Source organism: Micromonospora sp. LH3U1, assembly GCF_028475105.1.
GTDB lineage: Bacteria > Actinomycetota > Actinomycetes > Mycobacteriales > Micromonosporaceae > Micromonospora.
Window position 1 is genome coordinate 271,635 of record NZ_CP116936.1, and the last position, 16,962, is coordinate 288,596.

General features: G+C 64.6%; 16 protein-coding genes. 3 read left to right on the forward strand and 13 right to left on the reverse strand.

Features of this window, described 5'->3' with window-relative positions; translation table 11 throughout:
• Positions 1 to 107: 107 nt before the first annotated feature.
• Positions 108 to 2,156, reverse strand: coding sequence for a WD40 repeat domain-containing protein (locus PCA76_RS01320; RefSeq protein ID WP_272614695.1), 2,049 nt, complete (start codon positions 2,154 to 2,156; stop codon positions 108 to 110).
• 273 nt (positions 2,157 to 2,429) lie between these two features.
• Between PCA76_RS01320 and PCA76_RS01325 the strand changes: the two genes are divergently transcribed.
• On the forward strand, positions 2,430 to 2,579 hold the full coding sequence (locus PCA76_RS01325; protein ID WP_272614696.1) for a hypothetical protein: 150 nt from the start codon (positions 2,430 to 2,432) through the stop codon (positions 2,577 to 2,579).
• Positions 2,580 to 3,183: 604 nt separating this feature from the next.
• Positions 3,184 to 3,372 (forward strand): hypothetical protein, encoded by a 189-nt coding sequence (locus tag PCA76_RS01330; protein WP_272614697.1) that lies wholly within the window; start codon positions 3,184 to 3,186, stop codon positions 3,370 to 3,372.
• Between the two features lie 27 nt (positions 3,373 to 3,399).
• Here the strand turns inward: PCA76_RS01330 and PCA76_RS01335 are convergent, their stop codons facing one another.
• From PCA76_RS01335 to PCA76_RS01385, 12 genes are all read right to left on the reverse strand, one after another.
• Entirely contained in the window at positions 3,400 to 4,143 is a 744-nt protein-coding gene (locus PCA76_RS01335; RefSeq protein ID WP_272614699.1) for a serine/threonine protein kinase, read from the reverse strand.
• 29 nt (positions 4,144 to 4,172) lie between these two features.
• The gene (locus tag PCA76_RS01340; protein WP_272614700.1) at positions 4,173 to 5,414 is read right to left on the reverse strand and encodes an NUDIX domain-containing protein; all 1,242 of its coding nucleotides are present in this window, start codon (positions 5,412 to 5,414) and stop codon (positions 4,173 to 4,175) included.
• 144 nt (positions 5,415 to 5,558) lie between these two features.
• Positions 5,559 to 6,008 carry a SitI3 family protein gene (locus PCA76_RS01345; RefSeq protein WP_272614701.1) on the reverse strand — a complete coding sequence of 150 codons (450 nt, stop codon included), beginning with the start codon at positions 6,006 to 6,008 and terminating at the stop codon, positions 5,559 to 5,561.
• Positions 6,009 to 6,023: 15 nt separating this feature from the next.
• Positions 6,024 to 6,410 carry a hypothetical protein gene (locus PCA76_RS01350; protein WP_272614702.1) on the reverse strand — a complete coding sequence of 129 codons (387 nt, stop codon included), beginning with the start codon at positions 6,408 to 6,410 and terminating at the stop codon, positions 6,024 to 6,026.
• A 206-nt stretch (positions 6,411 to 6,616) separates the two neighbouring features.
• The gene (locus PCA76_RS01355) at positions 6,617 to 7,144 is read right to left on the reverse strand and encodes a DUF6244 family protein (protein ID WP_272614703.1); all 528 of its coding nucleotides are present in this window, start codon (positions 7,142 to 7,144) and stop codon (positions 6,617 to 6,619) included.
• 213 nt (positions 7,145 to 7,357) lie between these two features.
• Positions 7,358 to 8,161, reverse strand: a complete 804-nt coding sequence (locus tag PCA76_RS01360) for a class I SAM-dependent methyltransferase (protein ID WP_272614704.1) — start codon at positions 8,159 to 8,161, stop codon at positions 7,358 to 7,360.
• Between the two features lie 40 nt (positions 8,162 to 8,201).
• Positions 8,202 to 9,062, reverse strand: a complete 861-nt coding sequence (locus PCA76_RS01365) for a phytanoyl-CoA dioxygenase family protein (protein WP_272614705.1) — start codon at positions 9,060 to 9,062, stop codon at positions 8,202 to 8,204.
• Positions 9,059 to 11,173, reverse strand: coding sequence for a hypothetical protein (locus PCA76_RS01370; RefSeq protein ID WP_272614706.1), 2,115 nt, complete (start codon positions 11,171 to 11,173; stop codon positions 9,059 to 9,061). The genes PCA76_RS01365 and PCA76_RS01370 overlap by 4 nt, the downstream gene beginning before the upstream one ends.
• A complete protein-coding gene (locus tag PCA76_RS01375; protein ID WP_272614707.1) occupies positions 11,170 to 12,312 on the reverse strand; it encodes a hypothetical protein in 1,143 nt (380 codons plus the stop codon). Before PCA76_RS01375 ends, PCA76_RS01370 begins: the two co-directional genes overlap by 4 nt.
• 23 nt (positions 12,313 to 12,335) lie before the next feature.
• Positions 12,336 to 13,055 carry an HAD family hydrolase gene (locus tag PCA76_RS32715; RefSeq protein WP_442930190.1) on the reverse strand — a complete coding sequence of 240 codons (720 nt, stop codon included), beginning with the start codon at positions 13,053 to 13,055 and terminating at the stop codon, positions 12,336 to 12,338.
• Entirely contained in the window at positions 13,052 to 14,200 is a 1,149-nt protein-coding gene (locus PCA76_RS01380; protein WP_272614708.1) for an enolase C-terminal domain-like protein, read from the reverse strand. Before PCA76_RS01380 ends, PCA76_RS32715 begins: the two co-directional genes overlap by 4 nt.
• Before the next feature lies 1 nt (position 14,201).
• Positions 14,202 to 15,272: a hypothetical protein gene (locus PCA76_RS01385; protein WP_272614709.1), complete on the reverse strand. Its 1,071-nt coding sequence runs from the start codon at positions 15,270 to 15,272 to the stop codon at positions 14,202 to 14,204.
• 279 nt (positions 15,273 to 15,551) lie between these two features.
• Between PCA76_RS01385 and PCA76_RS01390 the strand changes: the two genes are divergently transcribed.
• Positions 15,552 to 16,961 (forward strand): hypothetical protein, encoded by a 1,410-nt coding sequence (locus tag PCA76_RS01390; protein ID WP_272614710.1) that lies wholly within the window; start codon positions 15,552 to 15,554, stop codon positions 16,959 to 16,961.
• Position 16,962: the final 1 nt, after the last annotated feature.

The window sequence follows — 16,962 nt, forward strand, 5'->3', positions numbered from 1 at the left end:
CACACCCGACCGACCCACAAACCAAACGCGCTCTCAGGACATCCAGCTAACGAGAGTAAAATGAGCGACGAAGCTTCAAGCGGGGTTGCGCCGCGCGACTTACTCGCCTACCGCGTGTCGACAGCGAATAGCACGCCGCCCGCATCCGATATTCCGGTAAGGATCACCTTGTCGCTGGCATGCCGGATCGGCTCGCCGATCGCTGCATGATTTTCGAGATCCCAGAACCGCACGGTGCCGGTTTCATCAGCCGTCGCCACCATGGTTCGACCGTCAGGCGTCAAGCCAGCGGCGACCGCCTTGACGGCTCCTCGCTGTCCGGTGTCCAAAGTCGCCAAAAGGTGACCGCTCTCAAGGTCTCGCACGACGAGCCTGCCCGTTGAGTGGCCGATGATTACCGATGCTCGCTCCTTTGGCGTGAACACTACTGCCATCGAGCTAACGTGGTCGTCTAACTGCAGCCGGCCTGGACGCTGGCTCGCTCCTTCATCCATTGCCCAGCTAAGAATGGTCTTACTGTCGCTGATCGCGCAAAGGACGGCGCGTCTGTCCGGTAGCACGGCTGCGGCGATCGCTGTAACCGGCGAGGTGTTGGCTGAAGGCATCGCGGCAATCCGGTTGCCCGGACCCCATCTCCACCATTCGAGTGTGCCATCGCTGCCGGTTGTGAGCATCACAATTCGACCGTCGGCGACTGCAGCCAGCGTTAGGGCTTCTACACGGCGGGTCGGCACTCCCGCGGCGGCGCCTGAGTCAGACGTGGAGCTATCGTCGCGCTGGTTCCACAAACGGATGGTTCGGTAAGCACCTTCGCTGGCTACGAAAATCCCCTGGCCGGTTCGATTGACTACAGCTAGATCGTTAACCGATGCAGCAACCGGTGGAGCAGCCGTATGGGTCAACTTCAGCCGGTCATCGACATGCCAGACTGAATGCCGGGCCGGTCCTCGGTCGCGCAGCAGACCGTCCAGTCGAATCTGGTCGCCGTCGTTGAGGTGAGCCCTTCGTAGCGCGTGCCAATGCTGCGCCTCGGCTCGTGCCGCCAGCTGGGCATGGAGGAATGCCATGGTCTTGCCGCTGCCAGTTGCCGCCAAAACCTGTACCAGCCCCGACGAGAACGCGGAGAGATTCGGGCCCGCTTCGGCACTGTTCGCCAAGACAAAAGTCCTGCGCTGCGAAGAATCCGAGCGGACGTTGTAGGGCTCCTCCGGGAATGGCCGAGTCGGCAGCACAGTCGTCCGTCGTTCCGAACTGTTGTCGAAGCACACGTCGACGATCAAGACAAGTTGCTTAACTGGACTTAATGCCAGTAGGTACCGGAAATCTCGCACGCTGATGGCGTCGACCGTGAACCCGTCAGCGGTGGTGGTGGTGTCAGCGGCGGTCAGGTACACCTCGGACGTTCGGGCATCGCGTATCCCGTGACCGGTGTAGTAAATGACCAGTGTCTCCCGCGTCTGGGACGCCGCCTCGACGAACGATGACCAGAGGCGCGCCCGAGTGGGATTCAACAGAAGCTCGTTGGTTGCCGAGGAAGGTCCGTCCCCGGAATCGTGGAAGATGTCGGCGAGCTGCCTGGCTGGTGTCAAGTCGCGATGGACGACTTGTGTTGCGTCGGTCGTCAGATAGCTGTCGACGCCGACAAAAAGTGCTCGCCACTCGTCTTGAGGCGCGTCCGGAATAGAGTCGTGCACGGCACCGTCGTCGGAGAACGATGCTGCCGGCTCGCCGGCGGTGGGAGGTGTGCTCACTCCTCCGCCAGTTGGCCCGACTGGGCCGGGCGGGCTGGGCCGGGCACCAGCCGCAGGGGGTCCGAAGCCGTCGTCGTCATCACTGTCAGTGATCGATGGCGGGAAGAGGTCCGGCACCTGCTCCGCCATGGCAGCTTGCCACAGCGAGTCGAAATGGTCGCACTGCGCGTCCGGATCGGCCTTGCGGTCGAGCTTGGCAAGGAACTCGACGATTTTGAGCAGCCGCGGCAAGTTGGGGATCTGGGGCGCCGAGAAGACTTTCTTGACGAGGTTCGGACCGCAGTCGCAGGCGCGTGCCATGTCGCGGACCGATGGATATCCGGCGCGGGCATGGAGGCGGTGCAGCTCATGGTTGAGCTGCTTCAATCCTCCGGTCACGTCGGGAGCGCGACTCAGCGCCGCCATGCCACCCCTGAAGGTCAAGGCTCACCCGCCGGGTGGCAGGCGCGATCAAGCGTAGTGACCTTCGATGTGGTGGTCGAATTGAACGCTTCCTCAGGCTTTCGGTGTACCGGAATGTACCGGGACTCCCCGGGCCGTAACCCGCCGGTGGCCGAACGCACCCGTGCGGTCCGGGACAGTCCATGTTGTCGTCTCCCGTAACGCAGCGTGTCTGCGGGCCTGATCCGGCCGCGAGAATTTTCGTCAGGTCCGGAAGGGTAGAAGGAGGACACGCCGATGATCAACGAGCTTTTCGCTGCGGCGCTGGACGGCATCGTCGAGAACCTGCCGACAGCGCTGATCATGGCCGGGCTGGCGGCGGCAACCATGGTTGCTCGCCGTCGTAGCCGCAGGCGCAACGCGAAACATAGTGGCGAAGACGCCTGATCCCGGCGAGCGCTCAAGGTCGTCAGCGATCCACCGACGGCCTTGAGCGCTCCACCGGTGAAGTTGCCGTGTATGCCCACGCCGACCGAGTGCGGGGCGATGGTCGACAACACAGTGAAGCACAAGCGGTGGCATCCGAAGCCCGCCGAGAGGTGTGCTGAATCGGCAGCCAGGGCGGGGAGTGTTCTAAGCCTCGGGGTACCGAACGGCCCGCCAGGATCGATCCTGGCGGGCCGTTCGGTACCCTCGAAGCGCCAGCCCGATAAGCCCGAATTAGCCGATCCGCTGGCGGTTCTGGTGCTTGCACGGCTCGGCCGTGTAAACCAGCTCGTCAACGTCACGGTAGAGGTGGACCGGTCCACCGTAACGAGGCTTCACCGACTGGAGCTCTGGTCCGGAGACGTCGGTGACGATCTGCTTGCATCCGTCCTCCGGGCACTGCTGCCCCGGAACCGGCATTTCGTTCACGTGTATCCCTTCGGCCATGGGTGGGCCGCACCGAGCTTATCTCGGGGTCACCGCGGCGGCGGCCGGGTGCAAACGGCGTAGGGCGCTAGCTCGGCCGGGACGCTGGCGCGCAGACGACCGGCTACGGTCTGCACCCATGCAGTACGCATCGCTTGTCGTCGCGATCTGCGGCTTGGTGCTCGCCGGCCTGTCGCTCGGCTGGCAGGCCGCGAACTTCGTGCTCACCGGTGGGCGGGTGAAGGTCGAATTCCGGGTCGGGGCCCGGGCGGCCGGGCGATGCTCACCGCAGAGCCAAACCTCGGTGCGTACGAGGACAGACAACTAACGGGGCGTCGGCGGGCAGAAGCGTTTCTCAGTCCGCGAGGGTGGCTCGCCACGCGGTGACCAGGCGCGCTACCTCGGGGTGTCGATCTCCGGGTGCCGCGCGGGTGGCGTGGGTCGCAAGCCGAGCCTGGGACGGGGTGCCTCGCCAGCCGTGGGGGGAGTCGAGCAGGTGCCAAATGGTGCGGCCGAGGGTGTACACAGTGGTCCGCTGGTCGATGACGGCACCGCGGACGAACTCTTCCGGGGCCATGTAGCGGCGCGATCCGGGCAGGCGCTCGGCGTCGAGAACGAAGGGGCCGGGCCGATACTCGTCCAAGTCGATCAGCCACATCTGTCGAGCGTCGAAGTCGTAGAGGAAACAGCCGTCGTACAGGTCGACCGCGACGTAGCCAGCCGCTGCCACGGCCTCGTGCGCGTCGAGGATCGTGGTGATCGCCGCCTCGACGTCGTGGAGAGGCAGCTGTTGGAACCGGGTAAGTGCGGCTCGGTCCGAGCCGTGCGTGGTGGCGTGGTTGAGTACTGCGCCGTCGTGCCACGGGTAGACCAGCACTGGCCCGTCAGGGCTGTTGAGGATCTGCTCGGGGCGGACGATCGCTGGGTGCTGGACTGCGGCGTGGAATCGTGTGGCTCGGATCAGTGAGAGGCAGGCCGGCTCGGTGGTGGCCTTCTTGACAAACCAGCGGCGCCCGGCATTCTCGACGCCGTAGGACAGGCATCCCGAGTCTTGCTCGCTGAAGACCGTGAACGCGGACGCGAGCGGCAGTTCGGACATGTTGGCGAACCTACGCCCCCACGTGGCCGTCAGGTCCCTCGCTTGTGCCGGTCCGCCGGCAGACGCCCGTCTGCTCCGCGGACCAGGCGGGGTTCGCGGTGGTTGCCGGCGGCTTCGATGAGTGCTGCCGGTACACGTGCGGCGAGTTGTTCCGCCTGGTTGAGGGTGAGCGTCCCGGTCCGGCGGAATCCGTCGTAGTCGCACAGCAGATTCGTGAGCTGCTTGCCCGGCCAGTGACGTAGAGCTTCCGCCACCTCGGGGAGCCGCAGGGGTGCCTTCGGCTGCCGCTCAACGACTAGAAGCCGGGCTGCGCATGCGAGCACGGACAGAACGTGGCGGGCGGCGTCCTCGCGCTGGGTACTGCTGTCGTGTCTGCCGCTGAGGCCGCTCACGGCGATGTGGTGAAGCGCAGCGATGTCCTCAACAAGATTGGTTGCTGCTGTAGTTGTGGTGTGCGTCGGGCCCGCGCCTGCGATCACGGCGGTGTCGAGGCCGACGCGGTCCCGCACCACCCGCATCGTCATGTCGTGCAGAGCACCGAGGCTGCGGACGGTGCCAGCGTGTACGCCGGCGAGATGCAGCGAGGCTCGTATGCCGTGAGGCTTGGAGGCTTCGGCCACGATATCGTTAATCTTGGTTGCTGTTCGCGAGGTCGCGGGGAGATTCCAGGCGACGAAGTCGACGTCGCTCCAGCCGTCGATGAAATCGCCGCGGGCGGCCGATCCGCATAGGCCTACGCCCGCTTCAGGATGCTCGGCGATGGCGGCCTGAGCCTCCGTTGCCACCTGTGTAACGAGTTGGCTGAGGCTGCGACTGAATGGGAGTGGCCCTGCCGAACGCCAGGCGATGATGGCGAGGGCGCGGTCCAGGATCCGCTGAAATTCAACATGAGTGGCCGCTCGTCGGGCGGCGGGGGCGTCGAGCCAACGAGCTTCGACGAAGCCCTCGTCTCTGGCAGGCGTTGCGGCGGTGGTCGTGGTGGTGAAGAGGAACCAGTCAACGGTCTTCGCCGCAGGCGAGCCGTCATTGTCGGTGAAGACGTACTTCTCCTGTCCGAGGTACGCGCCGTACTGAGTACGGGTCAGGCCGGTCTCCTCGGCTACTTCCCGCACGGCTGCCTGCAACGGTGCCTCGTTCGGCTCAAGGCGACCCTTCGGGGCTACGGTCTGTCGTTCGCCGTTACCCCGGACCTGATCGAGAAGCAGGATCGAAGGAGCGCTCAGGTCGTTGGTCGTGACGACGGCGCCGGCGGAGGAGTATCGACGAATCACGGCTGGGTTCCTCCGGAGCGCTGCCTGGATGGATTCAAGCGTGTCGCGGAGACGAGCTATGCGGTCCTGCGGGGCAGGCACGTTCATCGGTGCGTGGCATCCCACTACGCCCTGGGGCGGGCATCCCAACTCGGGGGCTTCTACTCAGGCGGGACGATGGTCGAGGCCATAGTTGTTCCACCACGACGGTCGGTGCCTTCGAAGGGCTCCTGCGACTCGGGTCAGTAGCAGCCAGTTACCGTTCAGTGTCAGTGCCGCGTCCTCCGGCCTGCTGGCGAGCAGCCGGTCGACGGCCGCGACCATGTCGGGGACAGCCCTGCCGGACGTGTCGTCCTTGAGCATGTGGAAGACGATGTTGACGTACGTGTCGGGTTCCCATTCCCATTGGGAGCCGTCGTCGTCCTCGGCGTCGTAATAACCGTTCCTACCCGCATAGACGCTGACGGTGTAGCCGGACTCCTCACCGAGGTCAGCGCCGAGTAGTCGGGGGTATCCGGGCAGAGTTGACTCCTCGACGTTCCCAGGAGCCGCGATCTCGGCCACATGTTCCAGCGGGATGTCACCCGCCAGCGTCAGTCGGTACTCGATACCCACGTGCTGCCTGCCTTCTCAGTCTCGTCGGACGATCTGAATGATCTCACCGCTGCGGGTCAGCGCCGTGAGTTCTTTGAGGTGGTGGATGGGCCAATCGTCGAACTGCTTCTGCAGGGCGCCGAGGTCGCCACGCCAGTCCTGCAGGTTGAGCATGATCCGTTGGGTCTGCTGGCTGGCCACCTTCCCCGACACTTCCGTCCACACGCCGCGCGTGGCTTTCGCGGGAGTTGGCGAGTAGCAGTCGAAGACATGGCCTTCGATCAGGTAGTCCGGTTCCTTGTCCGGCTTCCCGCCGTCGCCCGTGTTCCGCCGCGCCTCGGCGATCTCCTGCCTGGTCGGGTTCTGGTGCAAGCGGTAACCCTTGCCAGCGACCGTGTCGGCACACGCGTTCTCCAACTCCAACGCACGCTGCACCCTGTGATCCGCCCGTGGCGGGATTTTGGTTCGGGGCCCGGTGGGCGATCCGCCGAGGACGCCGGTTGGGTGCCGGCTCCACGGCGTGGGGTTGCGGTCACCGGAGGCGTCGCCGCCGGAGGCGGGAGGCGGCGGGTTCGGATTGGTGGTGGCAAGAGGGGACGGGCTGGCCGGTCTGGGACTGCCAGCCCTGATCAGTTTCCCGAGGACCCGATCTGCCGTGCTTCGGTGATCGCGGCTTCGATGAGTTGCCGAGTGGTGCTGGTGCGCTGGACTACGAGTACCAGGACCTGCTTGATGCTTTCCAGCGCCTGTAGCAGGGGTCCGGGCTGCCCGCCCTGCAGGATCATGGTGACGAGCCGCTGTGCCTCACCAACCTGAGCGATAGTCGCTGCCGTCGCGTCTCGGGTGCTGTCTACCCCCGCGTGGACGGGTGTCAGTCCGGCGATCGTTTCTTGTGGGGTTGCCCGGTGGGGAACGGCCGCGGTTGCCTTCGTTGCCTCGCCGATCGAACCGCCGAGGCTGCCCAGGCCGCCTTGAATATCGGTGATCGCACTCCGCACTCGCGTTACGCCCACCGCCACCGCGGCGAAGCCAGCGCCTGCGGCTCGCAGGGCCACCTCCTGTGCCTGGCCGTCGGCCGCGGCTGCCAACCCATGCGCGCGCTCGACGCCTGCCGCCAGGGCCCGGAGTTCAGCGGTGACCTTCTCAACGTGCGACACGTAGCCGACTCCCCAATCGAAGACCGTGATGATGCCCGGCAGCCGAAACTACCGGGGTATCCGGGAGGCCCACCAGACATCGGCAGTCGAAGAACTCGGCCCCAGTCATGACGTGGATCGGCGGTGGAACCTCGACATAGCTGGCGGTGAAAGTGGATCTCGTTTCGAGGCTCTCGCGCAACAAGCGGTCGACCCTCGCTCCGTAGCCTCGGGCTACCCCTGGGTCCTGGTGCCGATGATGACCTCGGTGCGGACGAGTTCATCGAACAAGCCGGTGGGGCTGTACTTGATGAGGGCGTCTCGAAGGTCGGCTTCGAATGCCGCCTTATCTGGTCCTAGTTGGGCTGGGCTGCTGTAGGAGTAGGAGAACTGAAGCCCAATGACCTCGTCGAGGGTCCGCGTAACGGTGCGATCCCAGGTGTGGATCTCGAGATGCCGGAACGTTGACCGGGCGAGGACATCTTGGTGGCGTTCTGTGGGGTGCTGGTAAGTACCGCTACCGGCACGCCGGCCGGGACCGAGGTAGCGGGTCCGTACCTCGGTGATGACATCGGTCCAGGGGGCCGGTTCGATGTCGCCCGGTGCGCCACCGGAGGCGAGGACGACGGCGCCGGCGGGCTCGATGATCTTCTCGAGGTCGCGCAGGGTCTGGTGCCGGTCGGTCCAGTGAAATGACGCGCCCATGACGGAGAGCAGGACTGGGCCGATGTTCATCGCGGGCAGGGTTGTGGAGTCGCCGAGCAGCCAGGTGACGTTGTCAATGCGCTGCGCTTCGGCGAGTGCACGGCCCTCCTCCAGCATGCCGGCTTCCGGGTCGACGGCAATGACCTCGCCGACAAGCGCCGCGAGCGGCAGCGCGATCGTGCCCGTGCCGGTCCCCAGGTCCAAGACGCGCTGAGTGCCGTCAAGGCTGAAGCGCAGGCGAAGATGCTCGTACATCGCGGGGTCGTAGCCGGGCCGATATTTGGCGTAGTAAGGCGCAGTGGAGATGAACAGTTGGTCGGGCTGCTTCGGCATTGGTCACGTTCTCCTTTTTGGCCGCAGGTTGTGTGGACGTTCAGCGAATAGCGGGTCTGTTGCTTAGGTCTTGCCACCAGGCGCGAACTGCGGCAGCGCCGCTGCCTTTGGCGAGTGACCCGTCCGCAGCACGGTCGGGCTCGCCGAGGAGTTGCCGTTCGATGGCCGTGAGATCGGTGCGCTCCAAGAGGTCGGCGGGAGGGTCATCGACTGACGCGAGCCAGCGATATCCGTACTGCATCATGACGGCTAGGCGTGGCTTACCGGAGGTGTTGAGGCCGGCCGCGTGCCAGGTGCGGTTCTCGAAGAGAACAACGTCGTGTTGAGAGATCCGTGGCGTCGTCGCGCCGGGCGGATCGATGTGGCCGGCTGGGATGGTGACGGGCTGCGTGGCGAGGTGGCTGCCGGGCAGGAACATTGTGGTGCCGGTGTCGCTGGCGATGTCGGTCAGAAAATAGGCGCACTTGATCGCCATCAATGGTGTGTTGTTGTCACCGAGGTCGCCGGTGACACCGTACATGTCGCGGTGCCAACCCGGCCGCTCTGGCGTGCGGATGCTTCGTGGGCCGCTGGCCGGCATGGATGGTAGTGCGATGAGGTGGCTGGACAGCAGCCGGATGTTCGGGCTCAGGAGTGCTACGACTGTTGGCAGTACAACCGAGTTGGTGACCAGGGGAAGGAAGACTGGGGCTAGGTTGACGATGCCCCGAAAGCCGTCCTTGCCGTCGGCGCCACGGTCACGGCCTGTGGTGACCGGAGAGGCAAGCAGGTCTTTCGCTGCGCCGAGTAGCTGCAGCCTTTCGGCCTCGGTAAATGCGTCACGGATGATCGCATAGCCGCTCCGGTGGAAAGCCTGGATGGCGTCGGGATCAGGCGGAGCGCCGGCTCGGTTAGAAGTCATGGGTGGCCTCCCTTGACCAGGGCGAGAGCATGTCGGGTGAGGTCTTCGGCGGCCATGCCAGTGTGGCGAAGCAGGGCCGCGGGGGACGTCGGCCGTCCCGGGTCCCGGTAACCGACCACGTTGAATCGGTCGTTGTTGTTGTCGGTGCGCTCGCCCAGCAGCGCGTGAATGCTGCTTGCCAGGCCGGTGGTGGCGATGAGTACAGGCACGCCGGGGCTGAACAGTCCGGTGAAGGTGGCGCGGTCGAGGCCAGCACTCCGTACGACGGGCGATCCGAGCACGGTGAGGTCGTGAACGTGCAGATACCTGACCCGAAGTTGCTGGTGGGTACGGCGGAGACTTTTCACGGCCACGCTGAGCTGTTCGGCCGCGATGTCTCCGGCAGAGGCGAGGATTATGTGAGGGCGACCGGCGTGTGATAGGTGTGGCCATACGGCGAGGCCGTTCGCCAGTTCGGCGTTGATGGTAGAGGTGGGGTGTTCAATGCCCGAATGCTTGTCGGCAACAAGAACGTTGGTTTGGTTTTTACTCCTGAGCATCCCGGCTAGTGTGGTGCCGGCTCTTACCCGGTCTGCCGGGCAGTAGATGTGCACAGTGGGGTCGGACATATCTAGGAGTGCGCCGGTGAGACCGGGATACTGGTGGGTGTAGGTGTTGCGCCAGCCGAGCGATGTGACGAGGTAGTTGATGCTCGGCATGGGTGTTCTCAACGCGCGTTGTAGGCGACGATGCTTGAGCTGCTGGGCCAACAGACTGATGTTGATTGGCGCAAACGCCTCGTAGGTGGCGAGCAGGGCGTCTCGCCCGGATTCTGTGTAGCCCTGCGACCAGGCGTGACACAGTTCCTCGTTGAGAATTTCCACGACCCATGGCGGAATGAAGCCGTCTTGGGCGAGGATCAAGCGATTCGATGTCAATTCGTCTGGACTGAACAGTCTGAAACCGCCCGCTGCCGCCCGGCCTCGGATAGCCGCACTTACGTCGGTGGCTCGCGTGGCCCGTCGCACTGATGGGGAGCTAGCCGCAGCGGCCGAGGGTTCCGGATGTGTGGGCAACGCCTGGCAGACGAGAGTGGTTGGTGCACCCGCAGACGTGAAAAGTTCGAGCGGTCGGTAGCTGCCGAGCCAGCTCTTCAGTTCAGCGAATTCTTCCGAGTCGCGGTACGGGTCGGAGAGCGGAGTCTTGTGAACCCGCGGTGTTCCCATGATCATGCGTCCACCGATGGAAGTTGGACCCGTGGCGCCCTTAGGCATGGTGAGAACGATCATTGGCTGGGTGCCATCGGCGTCTAGCGGTTGCAGAGAGTGCAGTGCTGCCCTGGTTGTCTGGCGTAGTGCGGCAGGGTCTGACCCGTCGCTGATGAACGGCTGATAGCCGAGACCGACGAGGTATGCCTCTAGGTCTGATGGGTGCATTCCGGCGAGGAGAGACGGACCGCCCATCCGCAGCCCGTTGAGTAGGACGACTGGGAGGACGGCGCCGTGCTCGCCGGTTCCTACCAGGGCTCGCCGGGCGAGCCACGCGGCTGCCGTGGCACCGGTCTCACACTCGCCGTCGCCTATCAGCGGAACAACGAGACGGGTGGGCGCGTCGAGGGCCATGCCCTGGGCGACGGCCAGCGCTGGCCCAAGCTGACCACCGGTATAGCGGACTCCCGGGATCAATGGAGTGATTTCACTGCCGAACGTTTCAGGGTTAGGAAACTCGGTCACAAGTCTGGTCAGTGCCCGCCATGACCAAGCCCTGGCTGATCCGTCAATCCGGAGCGCGCCGGAGAGGTAGGCGTAAGCAAGCGCGGATGGGCCTGCATGCCCTGCTCCATGGAGGACCACCAGGTCGGTCCCGGGCAGCCGGTTTGCCACGAGGGGTGCGAGCTGGGCGAGCATCGCGTTGACAGGTGGGCAGACGCCCCAATGGCCTCGTGGCTGTTGCTTGACGTGGGCGAGCTGCAGGGGATGGTCCAGTCGTACATTGGCAGCAAGGTACAGCTGGCCTGCTGACAGATAGTTCAGGGCCCGCCACAGTGCTTCGACAGCACTATCCGGCACTGCAGCCTGTGCCCTGTCGGCCGTCTCACCCCAGAGCTTTGACAGTGCGGCTAGGCGGGTCATGGCGACGTCCGAGTGCGGACGGTGACAGCGGCCACGGCGGCGGTGATCCGTTGAGCCCGGACCGCGGGAGTGGCCGATTCACGGATGAGGTGCAGAAGCTGGCCCCGCTCATGCATGGGGAGTGCATGCCACGTGCCGCCTGCGGCGGTGAGCGCAGCGGCGAGATCATCCGGTACCTGGGCAGGAGTCGAGGGGTGGATCACTTGAAGGGTGACGGCTACTTCGTTGCTGTCGTCGTCGGGGCTTGCGGCGAGGGCTGCTTGACCATGCACAGAGAGGACCACCTGCGTGGTCGGCTTACCGCCGTTGATTGCAACCCGGTAGAGGCTTCCGCGCAGCCCCTGCGGACCGGCGTACGGCAAGAGCAACACCGCACGACCGGAAACCTCGGTAAGTCGTGCGACCGCACAGGCGGGAGAGCCTTGGGCTGCGGGCAACGCTGGCAGCGTACTCAGGTCCGCCGGGCGGCGGGCGTTATCTGGCTCGGGCGGTTGAGTGATGGCCACGATGGCACCGCCGGCGGATCTCGCTCGCCGCATCGCCTTGTGCGCGAACAAGCAGCGGTCGACGGTGGCGAGAAGGGTATCCGTGAACGGATGTGGCCATGTCTCTCCGGACTGTCCGGCCGGCAGGTGTCTGGCACCAACCATCATCAGGCCGAACGACACGGGTACCGGCAGCGTCGCGGCGAGCCGGTCACGAAGCTCAGTAATCGCCAGAACGAAGTCCTGTGGTGCGTCGATGGCTGCGGCGATGATGACCTCGTCGCCACCGAAGGTGGCCACGCAACCCTCGCTCCAGCTTAAGCGGTGGAACCAGGTACGGGCTTCAAGACCAAGCCTCGCCATGACACGGTTACCAGCGAGATGCCCGAATGACGCGGGGTCGCTGGTGTTGGCGGCCTCAACGTGCTGCTTCAGTCCGTCCACATCGCCAATTGCTAAGCCGACGATGCCACCGCGAGCCAGCGTTGACACGAGGCGGTGCGGTAGATAGTGATGGAAGTCGGGGAATGCGATAAGGCCAGTCAGCGGATCTTCCCTTGAGCCGGCGCACCACTCGCGCAGCGGCAGCTGCGTGGGGTCAAATAGTGGTACTGACGGGAGGAGCGCCTCGTGGGCCGCAGCGATTTGGTCCACCGGTTGTGCCTCCTATCAGCGAGTCAGGGGATAGCGGGCAGGAGGGGCAGCAGCATTGGGAGGCTGCGCAGTTGTGGCACCCCGAGGGGAAGCTCGGAGGCACTCCGAGGAGCACCGGGTCGTCTCAGCAGAGCCGCACGCCAGCCAGCGGCCAATGCGCCGTTCACGTCCGCGCGGAGTGAATCACCGACGTGCAGAAACTGGTGTGGTTCCAGATTCGTCCGGGATCTGACACTGTTGAAAGCTTCCAGCTCGGGTTTGCACCAACCCGTGTCGTAGGAGGTCACGACAGCGTCGAACAGTCTGTGGAAAACCGGCGGCTCGGGCGGAGCTGACGACCCCAAGGCGTTAGATAGGGCATATACCTGGTATCCGCGTCGCCGCAGGGCGTGAAGGGTCGTGACGACATCTGGGTATAAGGGGGGCCGCTGGCTACTTCGCTGTGCGGTAGTGAGCAGCTGCTCGATGACGCTGAACAGTTTGGGGCGTCCGAAGTCGTCCACTAGCGTGCGAGCTAAGTCGGCAGGATTGTGTCGCTGGCGTTTGGCCTTGCGCTCGACTCGGCAGCGCGCCTCGTCAAGGCTGATGCCGAGCCTCGCGGCGATCAGACCGGTGGTGGGGTTCGATCGAATCTTAACCAGCGTTCCGCCTAGGTCGAAGCAGACCGCGCGCACGTCTACGAGCAGGTCCCCGATAACCTGCGTCCTCTGCGAGTCAGGGACCGAGGGTCCGATGGCCGTCACTGCACTGCTCCGAGGGAAATCGGGAGTGCCCCGGCAGGCATTGCGTACTCGGCCAGACCCGGGATGCTTCGGACGAGCAACTCTCCATTGATTGGTCGTAGTGCGTCTACTACGACACACTGCCGCAAGGGCTCAATGGTCAGGTGGTACTCGACCGCCGGCACTGCTCGTGCAGTACAGACCCCTGCCAACGCCACCGCTGCCGCGAGACTGCCTCCGTGAGGGAAAGTCGCCACGCCGAGATCGGCCGCGACCTGAGCGGTGTGGAGAGCCCTGCTTATCCCTCCGCACCAAGCGACATCGGGCTGCCAAATATCCACGAGCCCATCCGTCAGCAGGCGGCTTTGCTCGCCCGGGTCATAGGCATGCTCTCCCGCTGCCATGGGGACGCCGCCCGCAGCTCGGCTGCGTAGCGACAACCATGCTGCGCTCCCCGCCTCGACCAGTTCCTCAGCCCAGGTAAGCCGAAGGGCGACCAGTACTGGGAGTACAGCCAACGCCTGATCCAGGCGACATTGTCCGAGCCCGTCCACCATGATCCTTGCATCGGGCACGGCGGCGCGGATGCGGCTCAGGCAGGTATCGACGGCCATCGGCCCAAGGTCGATCAAGGTCGCAGGCAAGGCCCACTTCTGACCCCAGAAACCAGCACCGTCGATCCATTCGGCCGCTTCCGGCGTCCCAGGATGGAGCACGTCCAGACCGAGCGCCGACGCGTAGACCGGCACTGCCATCCGGGCGGCACCACCCAAAAGTGCACCGACAGGAGTGCCAGTGGCCCGTGACGCGAGATCCCAGCAGGCAAGCTCCAGCACCGACTGGGCTTGCCGGGCGTGGGCGCCGGAACAATGCCTTCCGACTATTGACCTGCGCGGGAAATTTCTGTGTTCGAGGACGTCGTGCCCAATTAGTCCGGCGGCATGGTTGTCCCGGATGAGAGTGAGCACGACTTCGCTGACGGGTCCGAACCAACCGGAAACACCATTGGCCACCAACTCCAAGGCATAGCGCCGCTGGTGCTCTGGCCAGCCGGTACCCTTGGGCTCAACCATGACCGATGACAGCGGCTCCGCCAACTCGCGGAGCCTGCGTGTGTCCTGGCCTGCAAGTTGGTGAGCGCGAATTTCCCGCACGACGGTATTCACGTCAGATCCTCGGCCCGGCAAGCTCTTCCCCGGCAAAGGTGAAGCACCATGGGCTGCGGTAATTTTGCCACCACTGTGGCCGCATTGGCGTGTCCACGAAGAGCCGCTCGACGCGACGCCGCATGTCCAGATGCCATTCAATAGTGTCCGAGCCGGGGGCTCGGTATACATCCATAAATGGGTTGTGCGCCTGGAACGTCTGGAAGCGCGGGAAGGTGCTGGTTGCCGGAATGAACTTCGCCAGTTCCTCGGCGGCCTCGGCCGGGGTGTCCAACCCGACGATGTAGGTGAAGTCGGTTGTGATTCCTCGATTCATAGCTGCGGCGAGTATTGCAACCATTGCGTCCGGAGCAAGTCGGGCCTTGGATTCCTTCAACACGGATGGTCGGTTGGTGAAGCATTCCGCAGTCATCGTCAGGTGGAACGGTCCGAGTTCCGCAGCTTGGTCGAGGCCGCCGTCGGTGGTCAGCACACTAGAAAGGAAGTGCAGCGTTCCGGTGCAGCCGTAATCCGTCATCGCGGCGCGAACGTCAGCTAGGTGCTCAACCGCAAGGTGCTCATACAGAAAGCAGCCGGTGCAGACCGTGACGGTGTCGACGGCCGAGAGATCCTGCATCCCAAAATCTGTAGTGAGTGCGGCGAAGTAGGCGTTCAGGTCAGGTGTCCGCAGCCTTGGGTCCGACGCATCCTCTAGTGTGTTGGGACAGAATACGCAGCCGGTACATTGCGACCGAGCATTGGAGTTGAGGGTCAGCATCTTCCTCCCATTGCGCCAGTAGCCGAGCACCGCGTCGTCATCCTCGATGCCCTCTACCTGGCCGACCCGTTGGCCACCAAGTCGCAACTCGTGCTCGTCCAACTCAAACGGAGAATTATCGCGACCGAGGGATAGGATCAGAAAAAGCGGGTCGCTTGGCCGTGAGTCGAGGCGCAGTTTGAACCGCATTCGCGGTCTTGTCAACGACGACCTCGCCCCACTGCTGTTCAGTGCGATCAGCAGGACGTCTTCGGCATTAACTTTCCACGCCGATGCGACCTCCTCAAGATGCGATAAATCTCGCAGCATCCCCATCCCCTTTGCAGAGTGCGGTGGGCTTCGTGGGCAGCTTCAATCTGTATCCCGGGAAGCCGCTTGAGCAAGAAAACGCACGCCTCTCGTCAAGCCGCTCCTTGCTGCCTATCAACTGGAGCTTCGTAGGTTGCCAAGCTCTTGGCTTGGCGTCGACACCAGGGTGGGGGGTCATGGTGGGGTTGAAACGGCCGCCTCCCGTGAGGACACTGGCGGGCGATGAGTTCTTGTTGACGAAACCCCACGATCCACTATTCGCCGACGGCGTCGATCCGTATCATATTGTCCAAGCTCGTTGTCGTATGGCTGGAGGCGCTCGTGCGCGGGCAGGTCGATCCGTCATGGTGGGTGTCGGGAGTCTGGGAGGGGCGTCCGATCCGCGAGTTCCTGGAACGCCGGGACATCGCTGCCACTTTTCGGTTTCTTCATGCTCGTGGGATTTCCTACGGTGCCATCGCGGGTCTGGTCGGCGTATCCGCGAACCGTGCAGCCGAGATTGCCAAGGGCGTGCGCCAGGTGACGGCGTACGACGTGCTCGAGCGGATCGCTGTCGGACTGCGGATCCCCCGCGCGGTGATGGGTCTGGGTCAAGACCGGGAGACAAGTGCGCGGGCAAGCCGACTAGCCGACCGACGCACCGGAACGGTAGCCAGCTCTCCCCGGCGCAGAGAGTCACCCGGCGACGAGGCAAGTGCACCTATCAGTGCGCTCACCCGACTTCGCATCGAGTTGGATGATGCCCTCGCGTCGTCGAGCGTGGCGCCGCTGCAGCTGGATCTCATCGAGGAGTCGGCCAGCGAACACATGCGGGTCTATCCATCCGTGCCGCCTACCGTGATGCTTTCACGGCTAGTCGGCGAGTGCACCGAGATCCGAATCCTCTCCCGGCGCAGACAACCCGCCGCGGTTCAGGCGCGGCTCTCCGGCATCGCAGCCCTGCTGGCCACGATGTGCGCCGACGCGCTCATGCGACTCGGGGACGTTGTTGAAGCGCGCATGTGGTACCGGACAGCCATCCATGCGGCGGACGACAGCTCGGAGACGCGGTTACGGGTTCTGGTCCGCGCCCAGTCGGCCATGTTGCCCTACTACTTCGGCGACCCGCAGCAGACGGTCTCACTGACGGAGGCCGCACTGGCCGTATCCGCAGCGCCATCGTCCTCCAGTGCGCTCGCGGCGGCTGGACGAGCGCGAGCGCTGGCCCGTCTCGGTGCGGCCGATGAGGCGCGAGCAGCGATCGCAGAGGCATGCAAGCTGTTCGATCACGTCGGTGATGACGACAGTGACACGGCATTCCGCTTCCCGCGGAAGCGGCTGTTGTTCTATCTCTCTGGGGCGAGTACATGGCTCGGCGATACCAGCCAAGCCATCCAAGTCCAAGATGAGGCGCTGAGGTTGTACGGGGCTTCGCCCTCGGTGCCGATCGATCCCGCTCTCATCGCGCTGGACCGGTCGATGTGCCTGGTCCGAGACCACCGGTCAGCAGAGGCAGCGGTGTCGGCACTCGACGCTGTCGCGGCGTTGCCCGAGGCGCAGCGTGCCGAGATTGTCCTTACAAGGGTTACCGACGTGATCTCCGCCATCCCGGCAAGGCACCGCGGCAGCGAGGTTGCCGCGCTAACTGACTACGTGCGGGCTTGCCGCGAGCGCGGCCGTACGCTTGCTAGCGGAACCCCCGTGCTCGATCCGTAGG